A 17,818-nucleotide genomic window follows, 5' to 3' on the forward strand; every position below is an offset into this window, starting at 1 on the left:
TTAAGTTTAATTAAAATTTAGTAACCATAGCAATTAAAAGATTTAACAGAAACGCTCGAAGAAGAGAAGAGAAAAACCCTCATAGAATCAACGGCGAAATTCGTATACCAGAAGTGAGATTGGTTGGCGATAATGTTGAGATGGATGTTTACCCGACAAAAGTGGCCTTAAGCAAGGCTGAAGAGTTGGGGCTTGATCTCGTTGAGATTTCACCAAATGCGAACCCTCCTGTTTGTAAAATAATGGATTATAAAAAATTCTTATACGAACAGAAGAAACGCGATAAAGCTTTAAAGGCAAAAGCCTCTAAGGTTGTGGTAAAAGAGATACGTTTCGGTCCAAATACAGATGATCACGATTATGAGTTTAAAAAGAAACATGCTGAGAAATTCCTTAAAGAAGGTGCAAAATTAAAGGCATATGTTTTCTTTAAAGGTCGTTCGATTGTATATAAAGACCAGGGAGAAATCCTCTTGTTACGTTTGGCTTCCGAGTTAGAAGACCTTGGTAAAGTTGAACAGATGCCCAAATTAGAGGGTAAACGTATGACCATGTTTATTGCTCCTAAGAAGGCAAAGTAAACTAGTTACCTATAAAAGAATGAATTTGGAACTCGTTGAGTATCCAAACAGTAGATAATAAGCGCGATATACATAAATAAATATTAGGAATTATGCCTAAAATGAAAACGAAATCCAGTGCCAAAAAGCGATTCAAGCTAACTGGTTCAGGTAAGATTAAAAGAAAGCATGCTTTTAAGAGTCACATTTTGACTAAAAAATCTAAAAAGCGTAAGCTTGCCCTTACTCATAGTACTTTAGTTGATAAAGCAGATGAGTCGAGCATTAAAGAACAATTACGTTTAAAATAATTGTTCTTTCGGTTCAATTAATATTGTTTAACCCTGGAGTCAGGCTCATTCAAGAATTTTATAAGGCTTCGGCTTTCAAAAGTACTGGAAGTTAACCTATAAAATCGCCTGCTACAAAAAATTAAAATTATGCCAAGATCAGTAAATTCAGTAGCTTCAAGAGCACGAAGAAAAAAAGTGATGAAGCAAGCAAAAGGCTACTACGGTAGACGTAAAAACGTTTGGACGGTTGCCAAAAATGCGGTTGAAAAAGCGATGTTGTATTCGTATAGAGACCGCAGAAATAAGAAAAGAACTTTCCGCGCTTTGTGGATCACCCGTATTAATGCAGGTGCTCGCTTACACGGATTGTCCTATTCACAGTTTATGGGAAAATTAAGAGCTAATAATATCGAACTTAACCGTAAGGTTTTAGCCGATTTAGCTATGAACAACCCAGAGGCTTTTAAGGCAATTGTCAATAAAGTAAAGTAAACGTTTAACAACATATGATATCCGCTTATAAAAATCCAGCTTTTTAGCTGGATTTTTTTTATCGTATATGGACCATCACATCACCTTTGCTTATGCGATCTTCCATTCCAAATCCTAACAAGGACTTAACTAATTTTAAGTAAAGAATGCTTACTTTTGCTAGTTGAAAAAATTGACAAGAAAAATGAATTTAGCGCAAGTTAAACTAGTGGTTACAGATATGGACGGAACTTTACTTAACGACCAAGGTGAAGTAAGTAAGCAGTTCTACTCCTTATTTGAACAGCTCAAGGCTCATAATATTCACTTTGCTGCAGCTAGTGGTAGACAGTATTATAGTATAGCCAATAAATTATCTCCAATTGTGGATGATATCACCATCATTGCAGAAAATGGTGGAATCGCTAGAAGAGGACAAAAAGAGCTATTGGTGACCCAAATGCACAAGGAGAAAGTATTTGAGCTTATCCACTTACTTAGGACCGTTAAGGACTCCTATATTGTTCTCTGTGGTAAAAAATCGTCTTATGTGGAGACTACCAATGAAACTTTCATTAATTTATTTAATGAATATTACGCAAGGTACGAAAGAGTAGAAGATTTAACGGCTGTAGAGGATGATGAGTTTGTAAAGATCGCAATCTATCATTTTGAAAGTTCTGAAACGTTCATATATCCAGCAGTGAAGCATCTTGAAGATAAACTCCAGGTCAAAGTATCTGGTCCAAATTGGGTCGATATTTCACACCCCAATGCACATAAAGGGCATGCCCTGCGACTTTTACAAGAAAAACTGGGTTATACGCCAGAGCAGACCATGGTTTTTGGGGACTACAACAACGACTTAGAAATGTTAGGTTTAGCCACCTTTAGTTACGCTATGGAAAATGCACACCCGGAGGTAAAGAAAGTGGCCAATTATAGCACTAAGAGTAATGAGGAAAATGGGGTGGAATACATTTTAGAACAGCTTATTGATGCAAAAGAATCCGCTAAGCTCCAAAAGCTGTAAGTACCAAAGATCGAGCCCCACCATAATCACGATGTTCACATAGGTAAATACCCTGCCAAATTCCAAGGTTTAATTTTCCATTGGTAATTGGAATATTTACCGAACTTCCTAAAACTGAACTTTTGATATGGGCAGGCATATCATCTGGTCCTTCAAAGGTATGAATGTAGTAGGGTGCCTGCTCTGGTATCATTACATTAAAATGACTCTCAAAATCTACGCGAACACTTGGATCCGCGTTTTCATTTATGGTGAGACTGGCAGAGGTATGCTTTATAAACACCTGTAGCTGGCCCACGTTTATTTTTTTAATCTCTGGAAAGTTCTTTATAATCTCCTGGGTAACGATATGAAAACCTCGTTTTCGTGGCTCAAGCCGTATTTCTTTTTGAAAAATATTCACCAGTAATCGTGTTTGTTAAATTTAAGTCTTTTGCTTTTTCTTTTGGGCAGCTGGAAATAAAACATTATTGAGAATTAACCGGTAACCTGGTGAATTCGGATGTAATTCCAAAGCCGTCTTTGGATCCCCTACCCTGTGCTGGTAATCCTCTGGATCATGACCTCCATAGAAGGTAAAGAATCCACTTCCTTTAACCCCATGGATATAACGTGCCTCACCATTTACCTTATTCTCTGCCATCACTAGGACAGTAGGTTTAATTGTCGCGGGATGATATGCGGTAGTTTGCCCCATAAACCCCTTCACGAGAACGGTGTGGTTTTGGCATAACATTGTAGGTACTGGATCCCATTTGGCAGAAAATTCCATTAAAGTGAAATAGTCTGTATCACGCTGAACTGTTTTTCTTTGAGAGGTCATATCAATGGATGAAAACTCATATTCTAAAGGGTTTCTACTGAGTATAAAGTCTTGAAAAGCGAAAGTGTTATTAAAATCGAGTTTCGATTGATAATTCGGTTCTGATGGATCTCCATCAAACATCGTCTCACAAATATCGACCCCTTGAGCTGCCAGAGCAATATCAAAGCTATCCGTTGCCGAGCACATGGCAAACATAAATCCGCCACCCACAACATAATCACGAATTTTTAAAGCAACCGCTAATTTTTGCTGTGAAACTTTCTGATATCCTAGTTCTTTTGCTAGCGATTCTGCTTCTTGTTTCTCCTTAATATACCAAGGGGTTGCCCGGTAGGCCCCATAAAATTTACCGTATTGCCCTGTAAAGTCTTCGTGATGAAGATGCAACCAATCAAACGCAATTAGACGATCCTCAAGGACTTCTCGATCATAGACCACTTCATAAGGGATCTCTGCATAGGTCAAAACCATCGTAACGGCATCATCCCATGGACGGTTCCCTTTGGGGGAATACACCGCAATTTTAGGAGCTTTTTCCAAAATAACTGCATCTTGATTCTTGGATGGACTGCTGATCTCTTGGAGTAAATCCTGCGCCGCAGCATCACTTAATAATTCAAAAGAAACGCCTCTTATTTTACATTCATGTTGAATTTGTTCATTGTCTTTCATTAAAAAAGCCCCCCCTCTATAATTTAGCAGCCACTTAACTTTTTCATTTTTCGATAATACCCAATAAGTGATACCATAGGCTTTTAAATGATTCTCTTGATCTTGGGCATCCATAGGAATTAAAATATAAGAAGCCCATGCACTCGGCGCATATATGAACAGTAAAAAAAAGAGGCATCCCAATTTTAAGACCCCTCTCCTTTTTTTATTTAATTCTATGTTTTGCATCCTTTTTATTTTACAGATCGAACCCGATATCTTTCCTGTAATACATTCCTTGAAAATCAATTTTTTCAAGGTTCTTATAGGTAATTCTAAGAGCCTCTTTAAAGTTTTCTCCATAAGAGGTAACGGCTAATACGCGTCCCCCAGCGCTCACTACTTTCTCATCTTTTAATGTGGTACCAGCATGGAATACAACCGAATCTTCAACGGTTTCCAGACCCGTAATTACTTTACCCTTTTGATAGGCTTCAGGATATCCCCCCGAAACACCCACAACGGTGGTAGCTGATCGCTTATCAAGCTCTAATGTTATGGTATCTAGTGTACCGTTACCAACGGCTTTAAAAAGAGGTACTAAATCATTTTTTATTCTGGGAATAACCACCTCGGTTTCTGGATCCCCCATACGCACATTGTATTCTATAACAAATGGTTCCTCCCCTACTTTAATCAGCCCTATAAAAACAAATCCTTTATAGGGGATATTATCCTTAACAAAACCATCAATGGTAGGTTTTATTATTCGCTCCTCTACTTTACGCATAAAAGATTCATCGGCAAAAGGTACTGGAGAAATAGCGCCCATACCGCCCGTATTTAATCCTGTATCTCCTTCCCCGATACGTTTGTAATCTTTAGCAGTTGGTAAGGTTAAGTAGTTTTTTCCATCGGTTAAGACAAAGACACTAAGTTCAATTCCACTTAAAAACTCTTCAATAACGACCTTGTTACTTGCCTTACCAAATTTAGCATCGACCAACATGTTTTTCAACTCCGTTTTTGCCTGATTTAAATCCTCCAGGATAAGCACCCCTTTTCCTGCAGCCAATCCATCCGCCTTTAAAACATATGGAGGAGCTAGCGTCTCTAAGAAATCGTATCCTTGTTCAAGTTCCTGTGCGGTAAAACTCTTATAGGCTGCCGTTGGGATTTGGTGTCTAGCCATAAAATCCTTTGCAAATTCTTTGCTTCCCTCCAAAATTGCACCTGCTTTTTGAGGCCCTATTACTGGAATGTCCTTTAAGGATTCATCCTGTAAAAAGAAATCATGGATTCCATTAACTAGTGGATCTTCCGGACCTACTACCACTAAGGAAATATCCTTCTCAATGACAAGGTCTTTAATTTTATCAAATTCATTTACCGATATTGAAACGTTCTCTGCAAAGCTTGCAGTACCTGCATTCCCAGGAGCAACATATAAGGTATTTAACAGTTCACTTTGTGCAATTTTCCAGGCAAGGGTATGTTCACGTCCCCCCGAACCAATAATCAGTATATTCATCAAGTCCAATTTTTGATCATTAAAATTTTGTGCTGCCAAAGTTACCTAGAGCATTTGCAAAAACATAATTTATTTGAAGAAAAAACAACCCTAGTTCGCTTTGTGATAGCTTGATAGTTACAAACCTATACCTATCAGTTATTATTAATAACAAACGATTCTAAAAGCAGTAAGTGGAAGTAATACCCGTGATTTACAATCGAGATTGCTCTCTTCTTAATACTAATATTCTCATGTCAATCTGTTAAGAATTAAACCTTTTGCTTAAATTAGTGTCTAATTTGTAAATCAAGACAATTGCAGGATAATATCGTCATAAAAGAGCTCAAGAGTAGTACCACTCAAGAAAAAGCTTTTAAAGCCCTTGTGGAAAAATACAAGGAACGATTGTATTGGCATATTCGACGAATTGTTCTCGATCATGATGATGCAGATGATGTGTTACAAAACACCTTTATTAAAGTATATAGAAACATACAATCCTTTAAAGAGGACAGCGCCATATATACTTGGATGTATCGTATCGCAACCAATGAGGCTCTAAGTTTTTTACAAAAAAGAGCGAAATTTTACGATATAAGTAATGAGGAATTACAACAGAAAATGGTAGAAAATTTAAAGGCTGATAGTTATTTTGACGGAGATGAAATTCAGCTAAAATTACAAGAGGCTATTGCAACGCTTCCTGAAAAGCAGCGAATAGTGTTTAACATGAAATACTTTGAAGAACTGAAATATGAGGATATGTCGTCCATATTAGAAACCTCTGTAGGGGCTCTAAAAGCTTCATATCACCACGCAGTAAAGAAAATCGAAACGCAATTAACAAAATTGTAAACTAAGAAATGGAGAGGAAAGTATCAAAAAATAAAATAGATTTTTCAGTGCCTGTGAACTATTTTTCGGACTTTGATAATCGCCTGGAGAAAAAAATAAACACCTCTGAGGCCATACCAAAAGTCACTGGGTTTAAGGTACCTAGTGGGTACCTGGAAGATTTTGAGAAACGCTTATGGAATACGATGGAGATGGAAGCGTCCACGGCTAGAGGGACTAAGGTGCGTTGGTTGTATGCTGTGAGTTCTATTGCTGCGACATTAATCCTTGGATTTGTATTGATCAAGACGACAAGCCCACTTACCACTGAACAAGTCGAAGAGCTTACATCTTTTGACGTTAAAACCTATATTGATGATGGTTTTCTCAATTTAAACACCTATGAAATCATTGACACCTTTGAAGGGGTTTCGTTGGAAGGTATTGAAATGACAGATCCTATCCCTAGGGAAGAAATTATAGAATACTTAAATCAAAATAATATCGATAATTACACCCTTACATTTGAATAAACCACCTTACTGCCCTAGGCAGACCAAATCCAGTAATAGGAACTAACAATTAAAACGGAATTAGATAAAAGATCACAAAACAAGATGAAAAAGTACATCCTTTTACTACTACTATTTGTTTTCGCTTTTGGGCAAGGTATGGCTCAAAAGAAAAGCAAACGAGATTATATAAAGTCACTAAAGATCGCTTTTATAACGGATAATCTCAATCTAACAACCGAAGAGGCACAAAAATTCTGGCCAATTTATAATAGTTACGAGGATCACAAGTACACCGAGGTTTACAAGGAGTATAAAGGGATCAAGCATCTGCTCAGAGATAATGAGTTTGGCGAAGTCTCAGAAGCGCAAGCAAAGAAAACGCTTGAGCAACTAATCACCATAAAGAAGAAAAGTTTAGAGCTCGAGAAGAAACTCTTCGAAGATCTATCAGATATTATGCCGTCGACTAAAATACTACACCTTAAAAAGCTCGAAGATGACTTCAATCACAAATTACTAGAAAAGCTAAAAAAAGAGTATCACAACAAGGAAAAGTAACACCGTTTAATTCAGCCACAGACTATATGTAATGAGCTATAAATTGCTTTACTTTGTAAAAACTAAAGTCTGTGAATTATTTATCTGTCGAGAATGTCGCCAAATCTTATGGCGAACGCATTTTATTTTCCGACATATCATTCGGGATCAATAAAGATCAAAAAATTGCTTTTATTGCCAAAAATGGGACTGGCAAGACATCGCTTTTGAATATAATTACTGGGCAGGATACACCTGATAGTGGTCAAGTAATTTCCAGAAATGGTATCCGTATTTCTTATCTTGCTCAAGAGCCTAATCTACACAATAATTTGACGGTGGAAGAAACCATCTTCGCCTCAGATAACAATATCTTAAAAACCATACAACAATACGAGCATGCGCTTGAAAATCCAGCAGACGAAGATGCCTATCAAAAGGCATTCGAGCAGATGGAAATTAAAAACGCTTGGGACTTTGAAACCCAATATAAGCTCATACTTTCACAATTAAAACTCGATGACCTCCATCAACGTGTCAGTAACCTGTCAGGAGGACAAAAAAAGCGATTGGCCCTGGCCACTATATTGCTCAATACCCCTGATCTCCTTATCCTCGACGAACCCACCAACCATCTCGATTTAGAAATGATAGAATGGTTAGAACAGTACTTTGCAAAGGAAAACATCACCTTATTTATGGTTACCCACGACCGTTATTTTTTAGAACGGGTGTGCAATGAAATCATCGAGCTTGAAAACGGTCAGATATACCAATACAAAGGGAGTTATTCTTACTATTTAGAGAAGAAGGAAGCCAGAATACAAGCTGAACAAGCCTCTGTGGAGAAAGCAAAGAATCTATATACTAAAGAACTGGAATGGATGCGTAGACAACCAAAGGCGCGTACTACCAAGTCCAAATCTCGTATCGATGATTTCTTTAAAATAAAAGAACAAGCCCACAAGCGTCGACAAGAACACAAAGTACAGCTTGAGATTAATATGGAGCGACTAGGAACCAAAATTGTGGAATTTCACAATGTATCGCTTTCTTTTAAAGACAAACCCATTTTAAACAAATTTAATTACACCTTTAAAAAAGGAGAACGGATTGGGATCATTGGCAAAAACGGCACTGGGAAATCCACTTTTCTAAATATTCTTACCTCACAAATAAAACCAGATGCTGGGAAGGTTGTCATCGGTGAAACGGTCAAGTTTGGCTATTATACACAAAATGGTATCCAGTCTAAACAAGGCCAGAAGGTCATCGATGTTATAAAGGAATTTGGAGAGTTCATTCCCTTGACCAAAGGAAGGCAAATCTCAGCAGCACAACTCTTAGAGCGTTTTCTATTCGATCGAAAAAAGCAATACGATTACGTGGAGAAACTCAGTGGAGGTGAACTCAAGCGCCTGTATTTATGCACTATTTTGATACAGAATCCTAATTTTTTAATCCTAGATGAACCAACCAACGATCTGGATATCGTTACCTTGAACGTACTAGAATCTTTTTTACTAGATTTTCCAGGTTGTTTAATCGTAGTGTCTCACGACCGTTATTTCATGGACAAAATTGTGGATCACCTATTTGTCTTTAGGGGTGAGGCAGCAATTGAAGATTTCCCTGGAAATTATTCAGATTTTCGAAGTTATGAAAATAGTGTTGTAATAGAAAAAGAGAGTAAACCAAGTACTGAAAACAACAAGAAGACTTGGAAAAAAGATCAAAACAACGCCCTTTCTTATGAGGAACAGAAAGAATATAAACGCTTAGAGCGTTCCATTGCCAAGCTGGAAGAAGAGAAAAAGGAAATCGAAGGTGTATTCGCCAATGAAGTACTCACTGGGGAACAGGTGGATGAGTATTCCATCAAACTGCAAAAAATCATAAATGAAATTGATGAAAAAACCGCAAGCTGGTTTGAATTATCCATGAAAATGGATTCCTAATACATTAATTTTAGAAATGTTATTGCGTTTTTCATATCTAAAATATTTATGGGCATCGAATAATCAACATGGTGTACACTCCCCTTTTGTGTATCAATTGCTTACAAAAGCATTATATAGAAAGGAAAATATTCCAACCCAAGACCTACTTATAAAGTGGCAAAACCTATATCACATAAAGGATTATAGGAAGATGATGATTATAAATCGGGCGCTCTACTATTTTAATGATGATTCTTTACAAATTGCGCATACCGGTGAATTTACCAAAGATCGGACACACTACATAAGCATCATGGAACATTCCATTGAAGCAATAGAACAAAAGCTCAAACGTGCACCCTTTATTATTGTAGATCATGTTGACAAAGATTACCACAAATGGCAAGACTTATGTCAAAGCCCAAAAATAACACTAAGTTTAAATTTTTATAACCTCGGTTTTCTATTTTACAAACCTGGGCAGCATAAAGAAAATTTTAGAATTCGAATATAATCTTGTATATTCTATTAAAGTCAAAATTTATGGAAACAAGTATTTTATGGATTATAGTAATTGCCGTCCTATTCGTATTAGTTTGGTTAAACCACAAAAAAAATATGAATAAACTCAGAGGTCGGAACAAACAAGATTTTTATAAAGGATACCGAAACAAAAGAAATAACTAAACCATTTTGAAAATTTATACTAAAACTGGAGATAAAGGCAATACATCCCTATTTGGAGGAGATCGGGTTGCTAAGCACCATATTCGAATTGACGCTTATGGCACTACGGATGAATTAAATTCTTGGTTGGGATTAATACGTGATCAAGACATTTCTCAACACTACAAAAACCACCTCATAAAAATTCAAGAGCATCTATTTACCCTAGGTTCAATTTTAGCTACACCAAAGGAAAAATTATTTTTGAAAAACGGTAAAAAGCGCCTAAATATTAGGTGGATCCAGATGGAAGATATCGCGTTTCTAGAACAAGAAATAGATCTAATGGATCAAACGCTTGAACCAATGACACATTTTGTATTGCCAGGGGGACACATCATTGTGTCATACTGTCATATTGCCAGAACCATATGCCGTCGAGCGGAACGAAATGTAAGCCATTTAAATGAAAATGAGGCGGTTGATCCATATGTTTTGCAATATTTGAATCGATTGTCTGATTATTTATTTGTATTGGCACGAAAGTTGTCTTTTGAGCTTAAAGCCAATCAAATATTATGGGCTCCTGATAAAGAAAAATGAAGAAACACTCGTTTGTATTAACGAAACTTCATTAAAAAATCAGATTTTGTACGTTCTTGGAAATAATATATAAATAATACAAAAATTACTTGACTTTTTACTTTAAAAATTTATTTTTGCACAAAACTAAAATCAATAGCAAATGTATTGGACATTAGAACTCGCATCGTACTTAGATGATGCACCTTGGCCAGCAACAAAAGATGAGTTAATTGATTATGCTATTAGAACCGGAGCCCCATTGGAGGTTGTGGAAAATCTACAAGCCATGGAGGATGAGGGTGACATGTATGAATCTATTGAAGAAATTTGGCCAGATTATCCTACAGAAGAGGATTATCTCTGGAATGAGGATGAATATTAACAAACACATTAACATTATAAAGCAAAAAAGTCTCTAAAGAGGCTTTTTTTTTGCTTAATTTTGAAGATACAAATCAAATAAACATGAGTTTACTCAATTCCATATTAAAAGCATTTGTTGGTGATAAAGCAAAGAAGGATGTAAAAGAGTTACGTCCCTTAGTTGATAAAATACACACGTTCGAAGATGCACTTTCTGTACTTTCACATGATGAACTTCGAAATAAAACAATTCAATTCAAAGAAAAAATAAAAGCAGCAAGAGCTGATATCGATCAAAAAATCGCCGCATTAAAAGCAGAAGCAGAATCTTCTCAAGATATCGATCGAAATGAAGACATCTACACTGAGATAGATAGCCTTGAGGTCCAAGGTTATGAGATCACAGAAAAAGTACTTGATGAAATCCTACCAGAGGCTTTTGCGGTAGTAAAAGAAACAGCTAAACGTTTTGCTCATAATTCAACTATTAGCGTCACGGCAAGCGAATTTGATAGAACTTTATCGGGATCCAAAGACTATGTGAGTCTCGAAGCAGACAAGGCTATTTGGAAGAATTCTTGGGATGCCGCTGGTAAAGAAGTCACCTGGGATATGGTTCATTATGATGTTCAACTTATCGGTGGTATTGCACTACACCAGGGTAAAATCGCAGAGATGCAAACTGGGGAAGGTAAAACATTGGTTGCGACCCTTCCGGTATACCTGAACGCCTTAACAGGAAACGGTGTTCACTTAGTAACAGTGAATGATTACCTTGCCAGAAGGGATAGCGCTTGGATGGGACCTTTATTTGAATTCCACGGGATGTCTATCGACTGTATCGATAACCACAAACCCGGGTCTGTAGGCAGACGTTTGGCCTATGAGGCTGACATTACTTATGGTACTAATAACGAATTTGGGTTCGACTACCTTAGGGATAATATGTCACACACGCCAGAAGACCTTGTACAACGCAAGCATAATTACGCCATCGTAGATGAGGTGGATTCTGTACTAATCGATGATGCTCGTACGCCACTGATAATTTCTGGACCTGTTCCACAGGGAGACCGCCACGAGTTTAATGAATTAAAGCCAAAGGTAAGTGATATTGTTGCAAAACAAAGACATTACCTTAATGGGGTTTTAGCAGAAGCTAAAAAGCTCATCGCAGAAGGCAACGTTAAAGAAGGTGGAATTCAACTCCTACGAGTGCATCGTGGACTGCCTAAAAATAAGGCGTTGATCAAGTATTTAAGTGAGGAAGGGATCAAACAACTTCTTCAGAAAACTGAAAATCACTATATGCAGGATAACAACCGTGAGATGCCTATTATCGACCACGAATTATGGTTTGTTATCGACGAGAAAAACAATCAGATCGAATTAACCGATAGAGGAATTGAATATCTATCAGGTGATACCGATCCTGATTTCTTTGTGATGCCAGATATTGGAACAGAAATCGCACAGATCGAGAAAAAAGGATTACCTGTTGAGGAAGAAGCAGAACTTAAAGAGAATCTCTTTAAAGACTTCTCCATTAAGAGTGAACGTATTCACACTATGAATCAATTACTCAAGGCCTATACCCTATTTGAGAAAGACGTAGAGTATGTGGTAATGGACAATAAGGTTATGATTGTGGATGAGCAGACCGGACGTATTATGGATGGTCGTCGTTACTCTGATGGTTTACACCAGGCAATAGAGGCTAAGGAGAACGTCAAAATTGAAGCGGCTACGCAAACATTTGCCTCCGTAACCCTTCAAAATTACTTCAGGATGTACAAGAAGCTTTCTGGTATGACTGGTACCGCAGTGACGGAAGCTGGAGAGTTCTGGGAAATCTATAAATTAGATGTTGTTGAAATTCCTACCAATAGGCCGATCGCGCGTGATGATAAGCAGGACCTAATCTATAAGACCAAAAGGGAAAAGTACAACGCGGTAATTGCAGATATCGTTAAGTTAGTCAAAGAAGGTAGACCAGTACTGGTGGGTACAACATCGGTTGAAATCTCTGAGCTACTTTCCAAAATGCTTACTTTTAACAAGATCCCTCATAATGTTCTCAATGCGAAAATGCATAAAAAGGAAGCTGAAATCGTAGCCGAGGCTGGAAATCCAGGGGTAGTTACCATTGCAACCAACATGGCCGGTCGTGGTACGGATATTAAATTGAGCAAATCGGTAAAAGATGCAGGAGGATTAGCTATTATAGGAACAGAAAGACATGATTCTAGACGTGTGGATCGACAGCTAAGAGGTCGTTCTGGTCGTCAGGGGGATCCAGGAAGTTCGCAGTTCTATGTTTCTTTAGAGGACAACCTAATGCGTTTATTCGGTTCTGATCGAGTGGCCAAAATGATGGACCGCATGGGACTAGAAGAAGGCGAGGTAATACAGCACTCTATGATGACAAAATCCATAGAACGTGCACAGAAAAAAGTAGAAGAAAACAACTTTGGTGTTCGTAAGCGATTATTGGAATACGATGACGTGATGAACGCCCAAAGAGAGGTGGTATATAAGCGTAGAAGGCACGCATTACAGGGAGAAAGGTTAAAGGTTGATATCGCCAATATGGTATTTGATACCACGGAGGCTATAGTTGAAACCAATAAAGTAGCGGATGATTATAAAAACTTTGAATTTGAACTCATCAAATACTTCTCTATAACCTCCCCTATATCAGAGGCTGAATTCAAAAACAAATCAGTTAAGGATATTACCACAATTATTTATAAAGCAGCCCTTGAGTACTACCAAAATAAGGTAGAGCGAAATGCTCAAACAGCCTTCCCTGTCATTAAAAATGTATATGAAAATCAAAGTAATCGTTTCGAGCGGATCGTAGTGCCCTTTACCGATGGAATCAAGACCTTAAAAGTGGTTACCAACCTCAAGGAAGCGTATGAATCGGAGGGTAAAAAATTAGTATCTGATTTTGAGAAGAACATTACCCTTGCCATTATCGATGATGCTTGGAAAACGCATTTGAGAAAAATGGATGAGTTGAAACAGTCCGTTCAGTTGGCTGTTCACGAGCAAAAAGATCCATTACTAATTTATAAATTCGAAGCCTTTGAGCTCTTTAAAGCAATGATTGACAATGTCAATAGAGAAGTCATTTCTTTTCTATTCAAAGGAGAATTGCCTACTGAGGACACAGCACCTATTCAAGAAGCTAAAGAGGTAAGGAAAAAAGAGAATTACCAAACTTCTAAAGAAGAAATACCCAATAGTGACGAATTGGCAGCTCAAAACAGAGCCGCTGGGCAGAACCAACAGCGCAGTCAAATCACTGAGACCATTGTTAGAGATCGTCCAAAAATCAATAGGAATGACCGAGTTACATTGAAAAACGTAGTCACAGGTGAAAATAAAAGTATGAAATTCAAACAAGCTGAGCCTTTACTTGCAAAAGGTGAGTGGGTATTAGTAGAAGAGTAATCTATTTATTACAAATTTCAACATTAGCAGTAGATAATTTCATGTCTACTGCTTTTTTTTTGAGAAAAATTGGATAACTTTATCCTAACAATACGTGAACTGTAAAATAATAGTAGATCTTGAAGTTAACTAACGAACGTTTTTTAATATAAATACCCTGTCCCCCTTCTCTCCCAGCCTTCATTTATTACAAACCAAAAGTTTAAACATACTTCATTGTTGTCTGCTTTTTGATCCAATGAACAAAAGACCTATTTTTTATTCTCAAAGGCATAAGGAAAAAATTGACCTTATCGTAAAAATGAACTATTTCGCTTCGGTGACAATGATCTGCTTTGCAGTAATTTTCTATTTCTTCTTAGATATTAAAAAAGTTATACCACACACGCTTATCACTTATAGTGTTCTAAGTTTAACCAATAGTTGGTTATTTGCTAAACATAAAAATTTGCACACTTCCTATATCATCAGTACTACTTTAGGACTTATCGGGTCTATTATAGTCTGCTTATACAGTGGGGGAATTAAAAGTCCGTTTATCTTTGTTTTATTACTTATCGTGTTCTCAGGCTATGTATCAACAAGAAGTTACGGGAAGTTTCATTTATATTTTATTTTAGTAACTATTTTAGCCATCTTCCTCTGTCCTTTGGTGGGAATACACTTCCCTATGATGGTTCCAAGTGAGTCTAGATCAATTTTCAGCTTATTGGTAGTATTGTTTTGCCTATATATCTCTGGAGATATTTTCGGGAGAATGCTCCTTGGAAATTACAACAAACTTTATCAGTCAAAACGTGAAATTGAAAAGAAAAACCACGAAAAAGAACTGCTATTAAAAGAGATTCACCACAGAGTGAAAAACAACCTCCAAACGATCGCTAGTCTATTAAATATGCAGGCACGATCTCATGATAATCAAGAGATAAAATCCATTTTGCACAGCAATCAAAATCGTGTTTTTTCCATGGCAATGGTCCATGAAATGCTGTATGCGCATGTGGATCTCTCCAAGATTAACTACCAGAATTATGTCGAGCAGCTTTGCAATTTTCTTATAGACTCCTTTAAAAGAACAGACGAAGAAATACAGTGTAACATCAATATTAAATGTATACAATTTAATATCGAAACTGCTGTTCCACTGAGTCTTCTTATTAGTGAATTGATTACTAATTCGCTAAAACACGCTTTCCCAGATACTAATAAGGGTACAATTAATGTAAATATTGAGAAAACCGACCCCGTATATTACCTACTCACATACTCCGATACAGGTATTGGAATAGATGCAAATACCTTTCAAGGCACCTCAAACTCAATGGGGGTAAAACTAATTGGAAAATTAGCAAGGCAACTCGGCGGAACTTTAAAATTAGTAGCAAGTACATCGGGCACTACTTTTTTAGTGAAATTTAAAGAAATTTAATCCCCCTTTAAATACATTTTTAAATAAGCTATCAGGGTGGAATCCTCCAAAAATACCGTTGGACAATTATAAGAAAATTATTGTTGGCAAAGACCCACTAGACTGGTTGCAATGCTTATCTTTTTTTTTGAATTGTATATTTATTTTTCGCAAAGTACAAGGTAGTTTTATCACTAATTGCAAAGAAAGCAGATCCCGCTAGAGTTTATACTCCCAACGACCAAGGGTTCCTAATTTATAAGATCAATATCATTGATTCCGTCATAGCGTACACCGGGATTGGCCTGGAAATCTTTATGAAGGTGTCATGGTTTTTAGCTTAACTTTGATGGTCTTATTTCCTATCCGAGTAGGAACTTTACGATGACTGAGATCGGAGAATTAGTAGGCCCTATCTTTAAGAAACTAAAATAAATCAACAGTGTACTGCCACAACCTTAGGTTTACCTAACCCAGGAGACTTTAGAAATTCTAGAACTCCTGATGCTGATTAAAAACTAAACTTTATAGCGTTATTTGAATTTTTCTCTTATTCTATTTTGTACTTTCGTATTTTGAACTTTTTCTACAAAAAACAATGAAAATACAAACGATATCCAATAAGCACCTAAAACTCACTACAATAGATTACGGAGCAACCATTCAACAATTAATTTTCAAGGATCATCTTGGAAATGATGTTAATGTGGTGCTGGGTTATAAAAATTTAGATAGTTACATTCATAACGCGCCTTACCTTGGTGCCTCTGTGGGACGTTACGCAGGCAGAATTTCTCCAAATGGTATTACGATTAATCAAAAGAATTATCCCTTATATACGCAGAACGAGGTTCACCTTCATGGAGGAAAAGAAGGATTTTCTTTCAAGACTTGGAAGCTCGTCGAGATAAGTCACGGGGAAAATCCACATATTACGTATTCCTATTTTAGTAAAGATATGGAGGAAGGATACCCTGGAAACTTAGAGGTGTTTTGTACCTATACATTAATGGACAATACGCTTGAAATAACCTACAAGGCTAAAACCGATCAAGACACTGTGGTTAATCTAACCAACCATAATTATTATAATTTAAACGGACATGGCACCATCACTGACCATGAGCTTCGTTTATATTCAAATCAAGTTCTAGATAAAGGTCAAACTGCTCTTCCAACAGGTAAATTTATAAGTGTTGAAGGGACGCATTTTGATTTTAGGACTCCTACGCTACTTCAGAAGCAATTGGCAATCGCAGGAATTGATGATACTTACGTGGTCACGCAAAACAATCCTTTGGCAGAATTATATTCACCAAAAACCCACATACAGATGAAGGTGCGTTCCAATCAAGTAGCAGTGGTGGTATATACCCCACCTACCCTAGATGAAAAGTTACTTCTCAACAAACCTATTTCTTCCTATCCCGCTATTTGTTTTGAAACTCAAAACTTACCTGATGCACCCAATCACCCAGAGTTCCCTTCTGCCCTATTGAAAAGCGGCGAAGTTTATACCAACAAAAGTAAATTCGAATTTAGCATAAAATAATCCAGCTATATAAACGCAACAAGACCTTACAATAACACAATTATAAGGTCTTGTTGTTTGTTATTTTTAAGATATTCTACGATTCTTTAAACCATTAAATTCAAAGTCACATCCACATTATCAGCGGTCGCTCTAGAATAAGGACATACTTCATGTGCCTCATTGATGAGCTTTTCTCCTATTTCATTTTCAATCCCTGGCAAGGTAACATCAAGGGTCACTTCCAAGAGAAATCCTCCTAATTCAGGGTGATTTCCAATACCCACGGTAGCTTGAACTTTGAAATCATCTCCAAGGTATACGTCATTTTCCTTGGCTACAAATTGTAGTGCACTTCCAAAGCAAGCAGAATAACCCGCAGCAAATAATTGTTCTGGATTCGTATATTCTCCTCCCTTACCACCTAAGCCCTTAGGAACTTCTAAATCCATATCGATGATGCCATCATCGCTTTTCACATGTCCTGATCTTCCGCCAGTTGTTGTGGCTACTGCTTGATATAATGCCTTCATTTTTAAAAATTTATTTGATTATTTCCTGTAAGTTACCTTTATTCCTACAAAGTATATACATTTTAAATATTAAATTTGCTATAAAATTTAACCTTGGCAA

General features: G+C 37.0%; 18 protein-coding genes. 14 read left to right on the forward strand and 4 right to left on the reverse strand.

From position 1 onward, the window contains the following. Positions 1-32 precede the first annotated feature (32 nt). The 4 genes from infC to VKY50_RS09910 all read left to right on the forward strand — a co-directional run bounded on the left by infC (position 33) and on the right by VKY50_RS09910 (position 2,357). Entirely contained in the window at positions 33-581 is a 549-nt protein-coding gene (infC, locus tag VKY50_RS09895; protein WP_324301409.1) for a translation initiation factor IF-3, read from the forward strand. Positions 582-673: 92 nt separating this feature from the next. Beyond that, complete coding sequence (rpmI, locus tag VKY50_RS09900) at positions 674-871, forward strand: 50S ribosomal protein L35 (protein ID WP_324301371.1); 198 nt, start codon at positions 674-676, stop codon at positions 869-871. 129 nt (positions 872-1,000) lie between these two features. Beyond that, positions 1,001-1,345, forward strand: coding sequence for a 50S ribosomal protein L20 (gene rplT / locus VKY50_RS09905; RefSeq protein WP_324301373.1), 345 nt, complete (start codon positions 1,001-1,003; stop codon positions 1,343-1,345). 184 nt (positions 1,346-1,529) lie between these two features. After that, on the forward strand, positions 1,530-2,357 hold the full coding sequence (locus tag VKY50_RS09910; protein WP_324301375.1) for an HAD family hydrolase: 828 nt from the start codon (positions 1,530-1,532) through the stop codon (positions 2,355-2,357). Here the strand turns inward: VKY50_RS09910 and VKY50_RS09915 are convergent. Genes VKY50_RS09915 through purD form a run of 3 tightly spaced genes read right to left on the reverse strand, consistent with a single transcriptional unit; the run spans position 2,338 to position 5,365 of the window. Then, positions 2,338-2,760: a secondary thiamine-phosphate synthase enzyme YjbQ gene (locus VKY50_RS09915; protein ID WP_324301377.1), complete on the reverse strand. Its 423-nt coding sequence runs from the start codon at positions 2,758-2,760 to the stop codon at positions 2,338-2,340. The two genes, VKY50_RS09910 and VKY50_RS09915, sit on opposite strands and share 20 nt — an antisense overlap. A 21-nt stretch (positions 2,761-2,781) precedes the next feature. Continuing rightward, on the reverse strand, positions 2,782-4,083 hold the full coding sequence (locus VKY50_RS09920; RefSeq protein ID WP_324301379.1) for an asparagine synthetase B: 1,302 nt from the start codon (positions 4,081-4,083) through the stop codon (positions 2,782-2,784). 10 nt (positions 4,084-4,093) lie between these two features. After that, positions 4,094-5,365, reverse strand: coding sequence for a phosphoribosylamine--glycine ligase (gene purD / locus VKY50_RS09925; protein ID WP_324301381.1), 1,272 nt, complete (start codon positions 5,363-5,365; stop codon positions 4,094-4,096). A gap of 297 nt (positions 5,366-5,662) precedes the next feature. Here purD and VKY50_RS09930 point away from each other — a divergent pair, with 297 nt between their 5' ends. The 10 genes from VKY50_RS09930 (at position 5,663) to VKY50_RS09975 (ending at position 17,206) form a co-directional block, all read left to right on the forward strand. Continuing rightward, positions 5,663-6,202 carry an RNA polymerase sigma factor gene (locus VKY50_RS09930; protein WP_324301383.1) on the forward strand — a complete coding sequence of 180 codons (540 nt, stop codon included), beginning with the start codon at positions 5,663-5,665 and terminating at the stop codon, positions 6,200-6,202. A gap of 8 nt (positions 6,203-6,210) precedes the next feature. Then, the gene (locus VKY50_RS09935; protein ID WP_324301385.1) at positions 6,211-6,714 is read left to right on the forward strand and encodes a hypothetical protein; all 504 of its coding nucleotides are present in this window, start codon (positions 6,211-6,213) and stop codon (positions 6,712-6,714) included. Between the two features lie 84 nt (positions 6,715-6,798). Then, the gene (locus tag VKY50_RS09940) at positions 6,799-7,254 is read left to right on the forward strand and encodes a hypothetical protein (RefSeq protein WP_324301387.1); all 456 of its coding nucleotides are present in this window, start codon (positions 6,799-6,801) and stop codon (positions 7,252-7,254) included. 71 nt (positions 7,255-7,325) lie between these two features. Continuing rightward, positions 7,326-9,191 carry an ABC-F family ATP-binding cassette domain-containing protein gene (locus tag VKY50_RS09945; RefSeq protein WP_324301388.1) on the forward strand — a complete coding sequence of 622 codons (1,866 nt, stop codon included), beginning with the start codon at positions 7,326-7,328 and terminating at the stop codon, positions 9,189-9,191. 193 nt (positions 9,192-9,384) lie between these two features. Further along, positions 9,385-9,687, forward strand: coding sequence for a hypothetical protein (locus tag VKY50_RS09950; RefSeq protein ID WP_324301390.1), 303 nt, complete (start codon positions 9,385-9,387; stop codon positions 9,685-9,687). A gap of 179 nt (positions 9,688-9,866) precedes the next feature. Next, positions 9,867-10,442, forward strand: a complete 576-nt coding sequence (locus VKY50_RS09955) for a cob(I)yrinic acid a,c-diamide adenosyltransferase (protein WP_324301392.1) — start codon at positions 9,867-9,869, stop codon at positions 10,440-10,442. Positions 10,443-10,584: 142 nt separating this feature from the next. Beyond that, positions 10,585-10,806: a DUF2795 domain-containing protein gene (locus tag VKY50_RS09960; protein WP_008612884.1), complete on the forward strand. Its 222-nt coding sequence runs from the start codon at positions 10,585-10,587 to the stop codon at positions 10,804-10,806. An 83-nt stretch (positions 10,807-10,889) separates the two neighbouring features. Beyond that, entirely contained in the window at positions 10,890-14,246 is a 3,357-nt protein-coding gene (gene secA, locus VKY50_RS09965) for a preprotein translocase subunit SecA (protein WP_324301401.1), read from the forward strand. Positions 14,247-14,694: 448 nt separating this feature from the next. Then, positions 14,695-15,675, forward strand: a complete 981-nt coding sequence (locus VKY50_RS09970) for a sensor histidine kinase (RefSeq protein WP_324301403.1) — start codon at positions 14,695-14,697, stop codon at positions 15,673-15,675. Between the two features lie 577 nt (positions 15,676-16,252). After that, positions 16,253-17,206, forward strand: a complete 954-nt coding sequence (locus VKY50_RS09975; protein WP_324301405.1) for an aldose epimerase family protein — start codon at positions 16,253-16,255, stop codon at positions 17,204-17,206. An 86-nt stretch (positions 17,207-17,292) separates the two neighbouring features. Here the strand turns inward: VKY50_RS09975 and VKY50_RS09980 are convergent, their stop codons facing one another. After that, positions 17,293-17,718: an organic hydroperoxide resistance protein gene (locus tag VKY50_RS09980; protein WP_324301407.1), complete on the reverse strand. Its 426-nt coding sequence runs from the start codon at positions 17,716-17,718 to the stop codon at positions 17,293-17,295. Positions 17,719-17,818 lie beyond the last annotated feature (100 nt).

The sequence above is a fragment of the Galbibacter sp. genome (genome assembly GCF_035306585.1).
GTDB lineage: Bacteria > Bacteroidota > Bacteroidia > Flavobacteriales > Flavobacteriaceae > Galbibacter.

What these genes read in the sequence shown, in the direction of transcription:
- VKY50_RS09910 (WP_324301375.1), top strand. Translation starts at nt 1,530, where the DNA reads ATGAATTTAGCGCAAGTTAAACTAGTGGTTACAGATATGGACGGAACT.
- VKY50_RS09920 (WP_324301379.1), bottom strand. Translation starts at nt 4,083, where the DNA reads ATGCAAAACATAGAATTAAATAAAAAAAGGAGAGGGGTCTTAAAATTG.
- rpmI (WP_324301371.1), top strand. Translation starts at nt 674, where the DNA reads ATGCCTAAAATGAAAACGAAATCCAGTGCCAAAAAGCGATTCAAGCTA.
- VKY50_RS09935 (WP_324301385.1), top strand. Translation starts at nt 6,211, where the DNA reads ATGGAGAGGAAAGTATCAAAAAATAAAATAGATTTTTCAGTGCCTGTG.
- VKY50_RS09940 (WP_324301387.1), top strand. Translation starts at nt 6,799, where the DNA reads ATGAAAAAGTACATCCTTTTACTACTACTATTTGTTTTCGCTTTTGGG.
- rplT (WP_324301373.1), top strand. Translation starts at nt 1,001, where the DNA reads ATGCCAAGATCAGTAAATTCAGTAGCTTCAAGAGCACGAAGAAAAAAA.
- VKY50_RS09960 (WP_008612884.1), top strand. Translation starts at nt 10,585, where the DNA reads ATGTATTGGACATTAGAACTCGCATCGTACTTAGATGATGCACCTTGG.
- VKY50_RS09980 (WP_324301407.1), bottom strand. Translation starts at nt 17,718, where the DNA reads ATGAAGGCATTATATCAAGCAGTAGCCACAACAACTGGCGGAAGATCA.
- VKY50_RS09950 (WP_324301390.1), top strand. Translation starts at nt 9,385, where the DNA reads ATGATGATTATAAATCGGGCGCTCTACTATTTTAATGATGATTCTTTA.
- purD (WP_324301381.1), bottom strand. Translation starts at nt 5,365, where the DNA reads ATGAATATACTGATTATTGGTTCGGGGGGACGTGAACATACCCTTGCC.
- secA (WP_324301401.1), top strand. Translation starts at nt 10,890, where the DNA reads ATGAGTTTACTCAATTCCATATTAAAAGCATTTGTTGGTGATAAAGCA.
- VKY50_RS09975 (WP_324301405.1), top strand. Translation starts at nt 16,253, where the DNA reads ATGAAAATACAAACGATATCCAATAAGCACCTAAAACTCACTACAATA.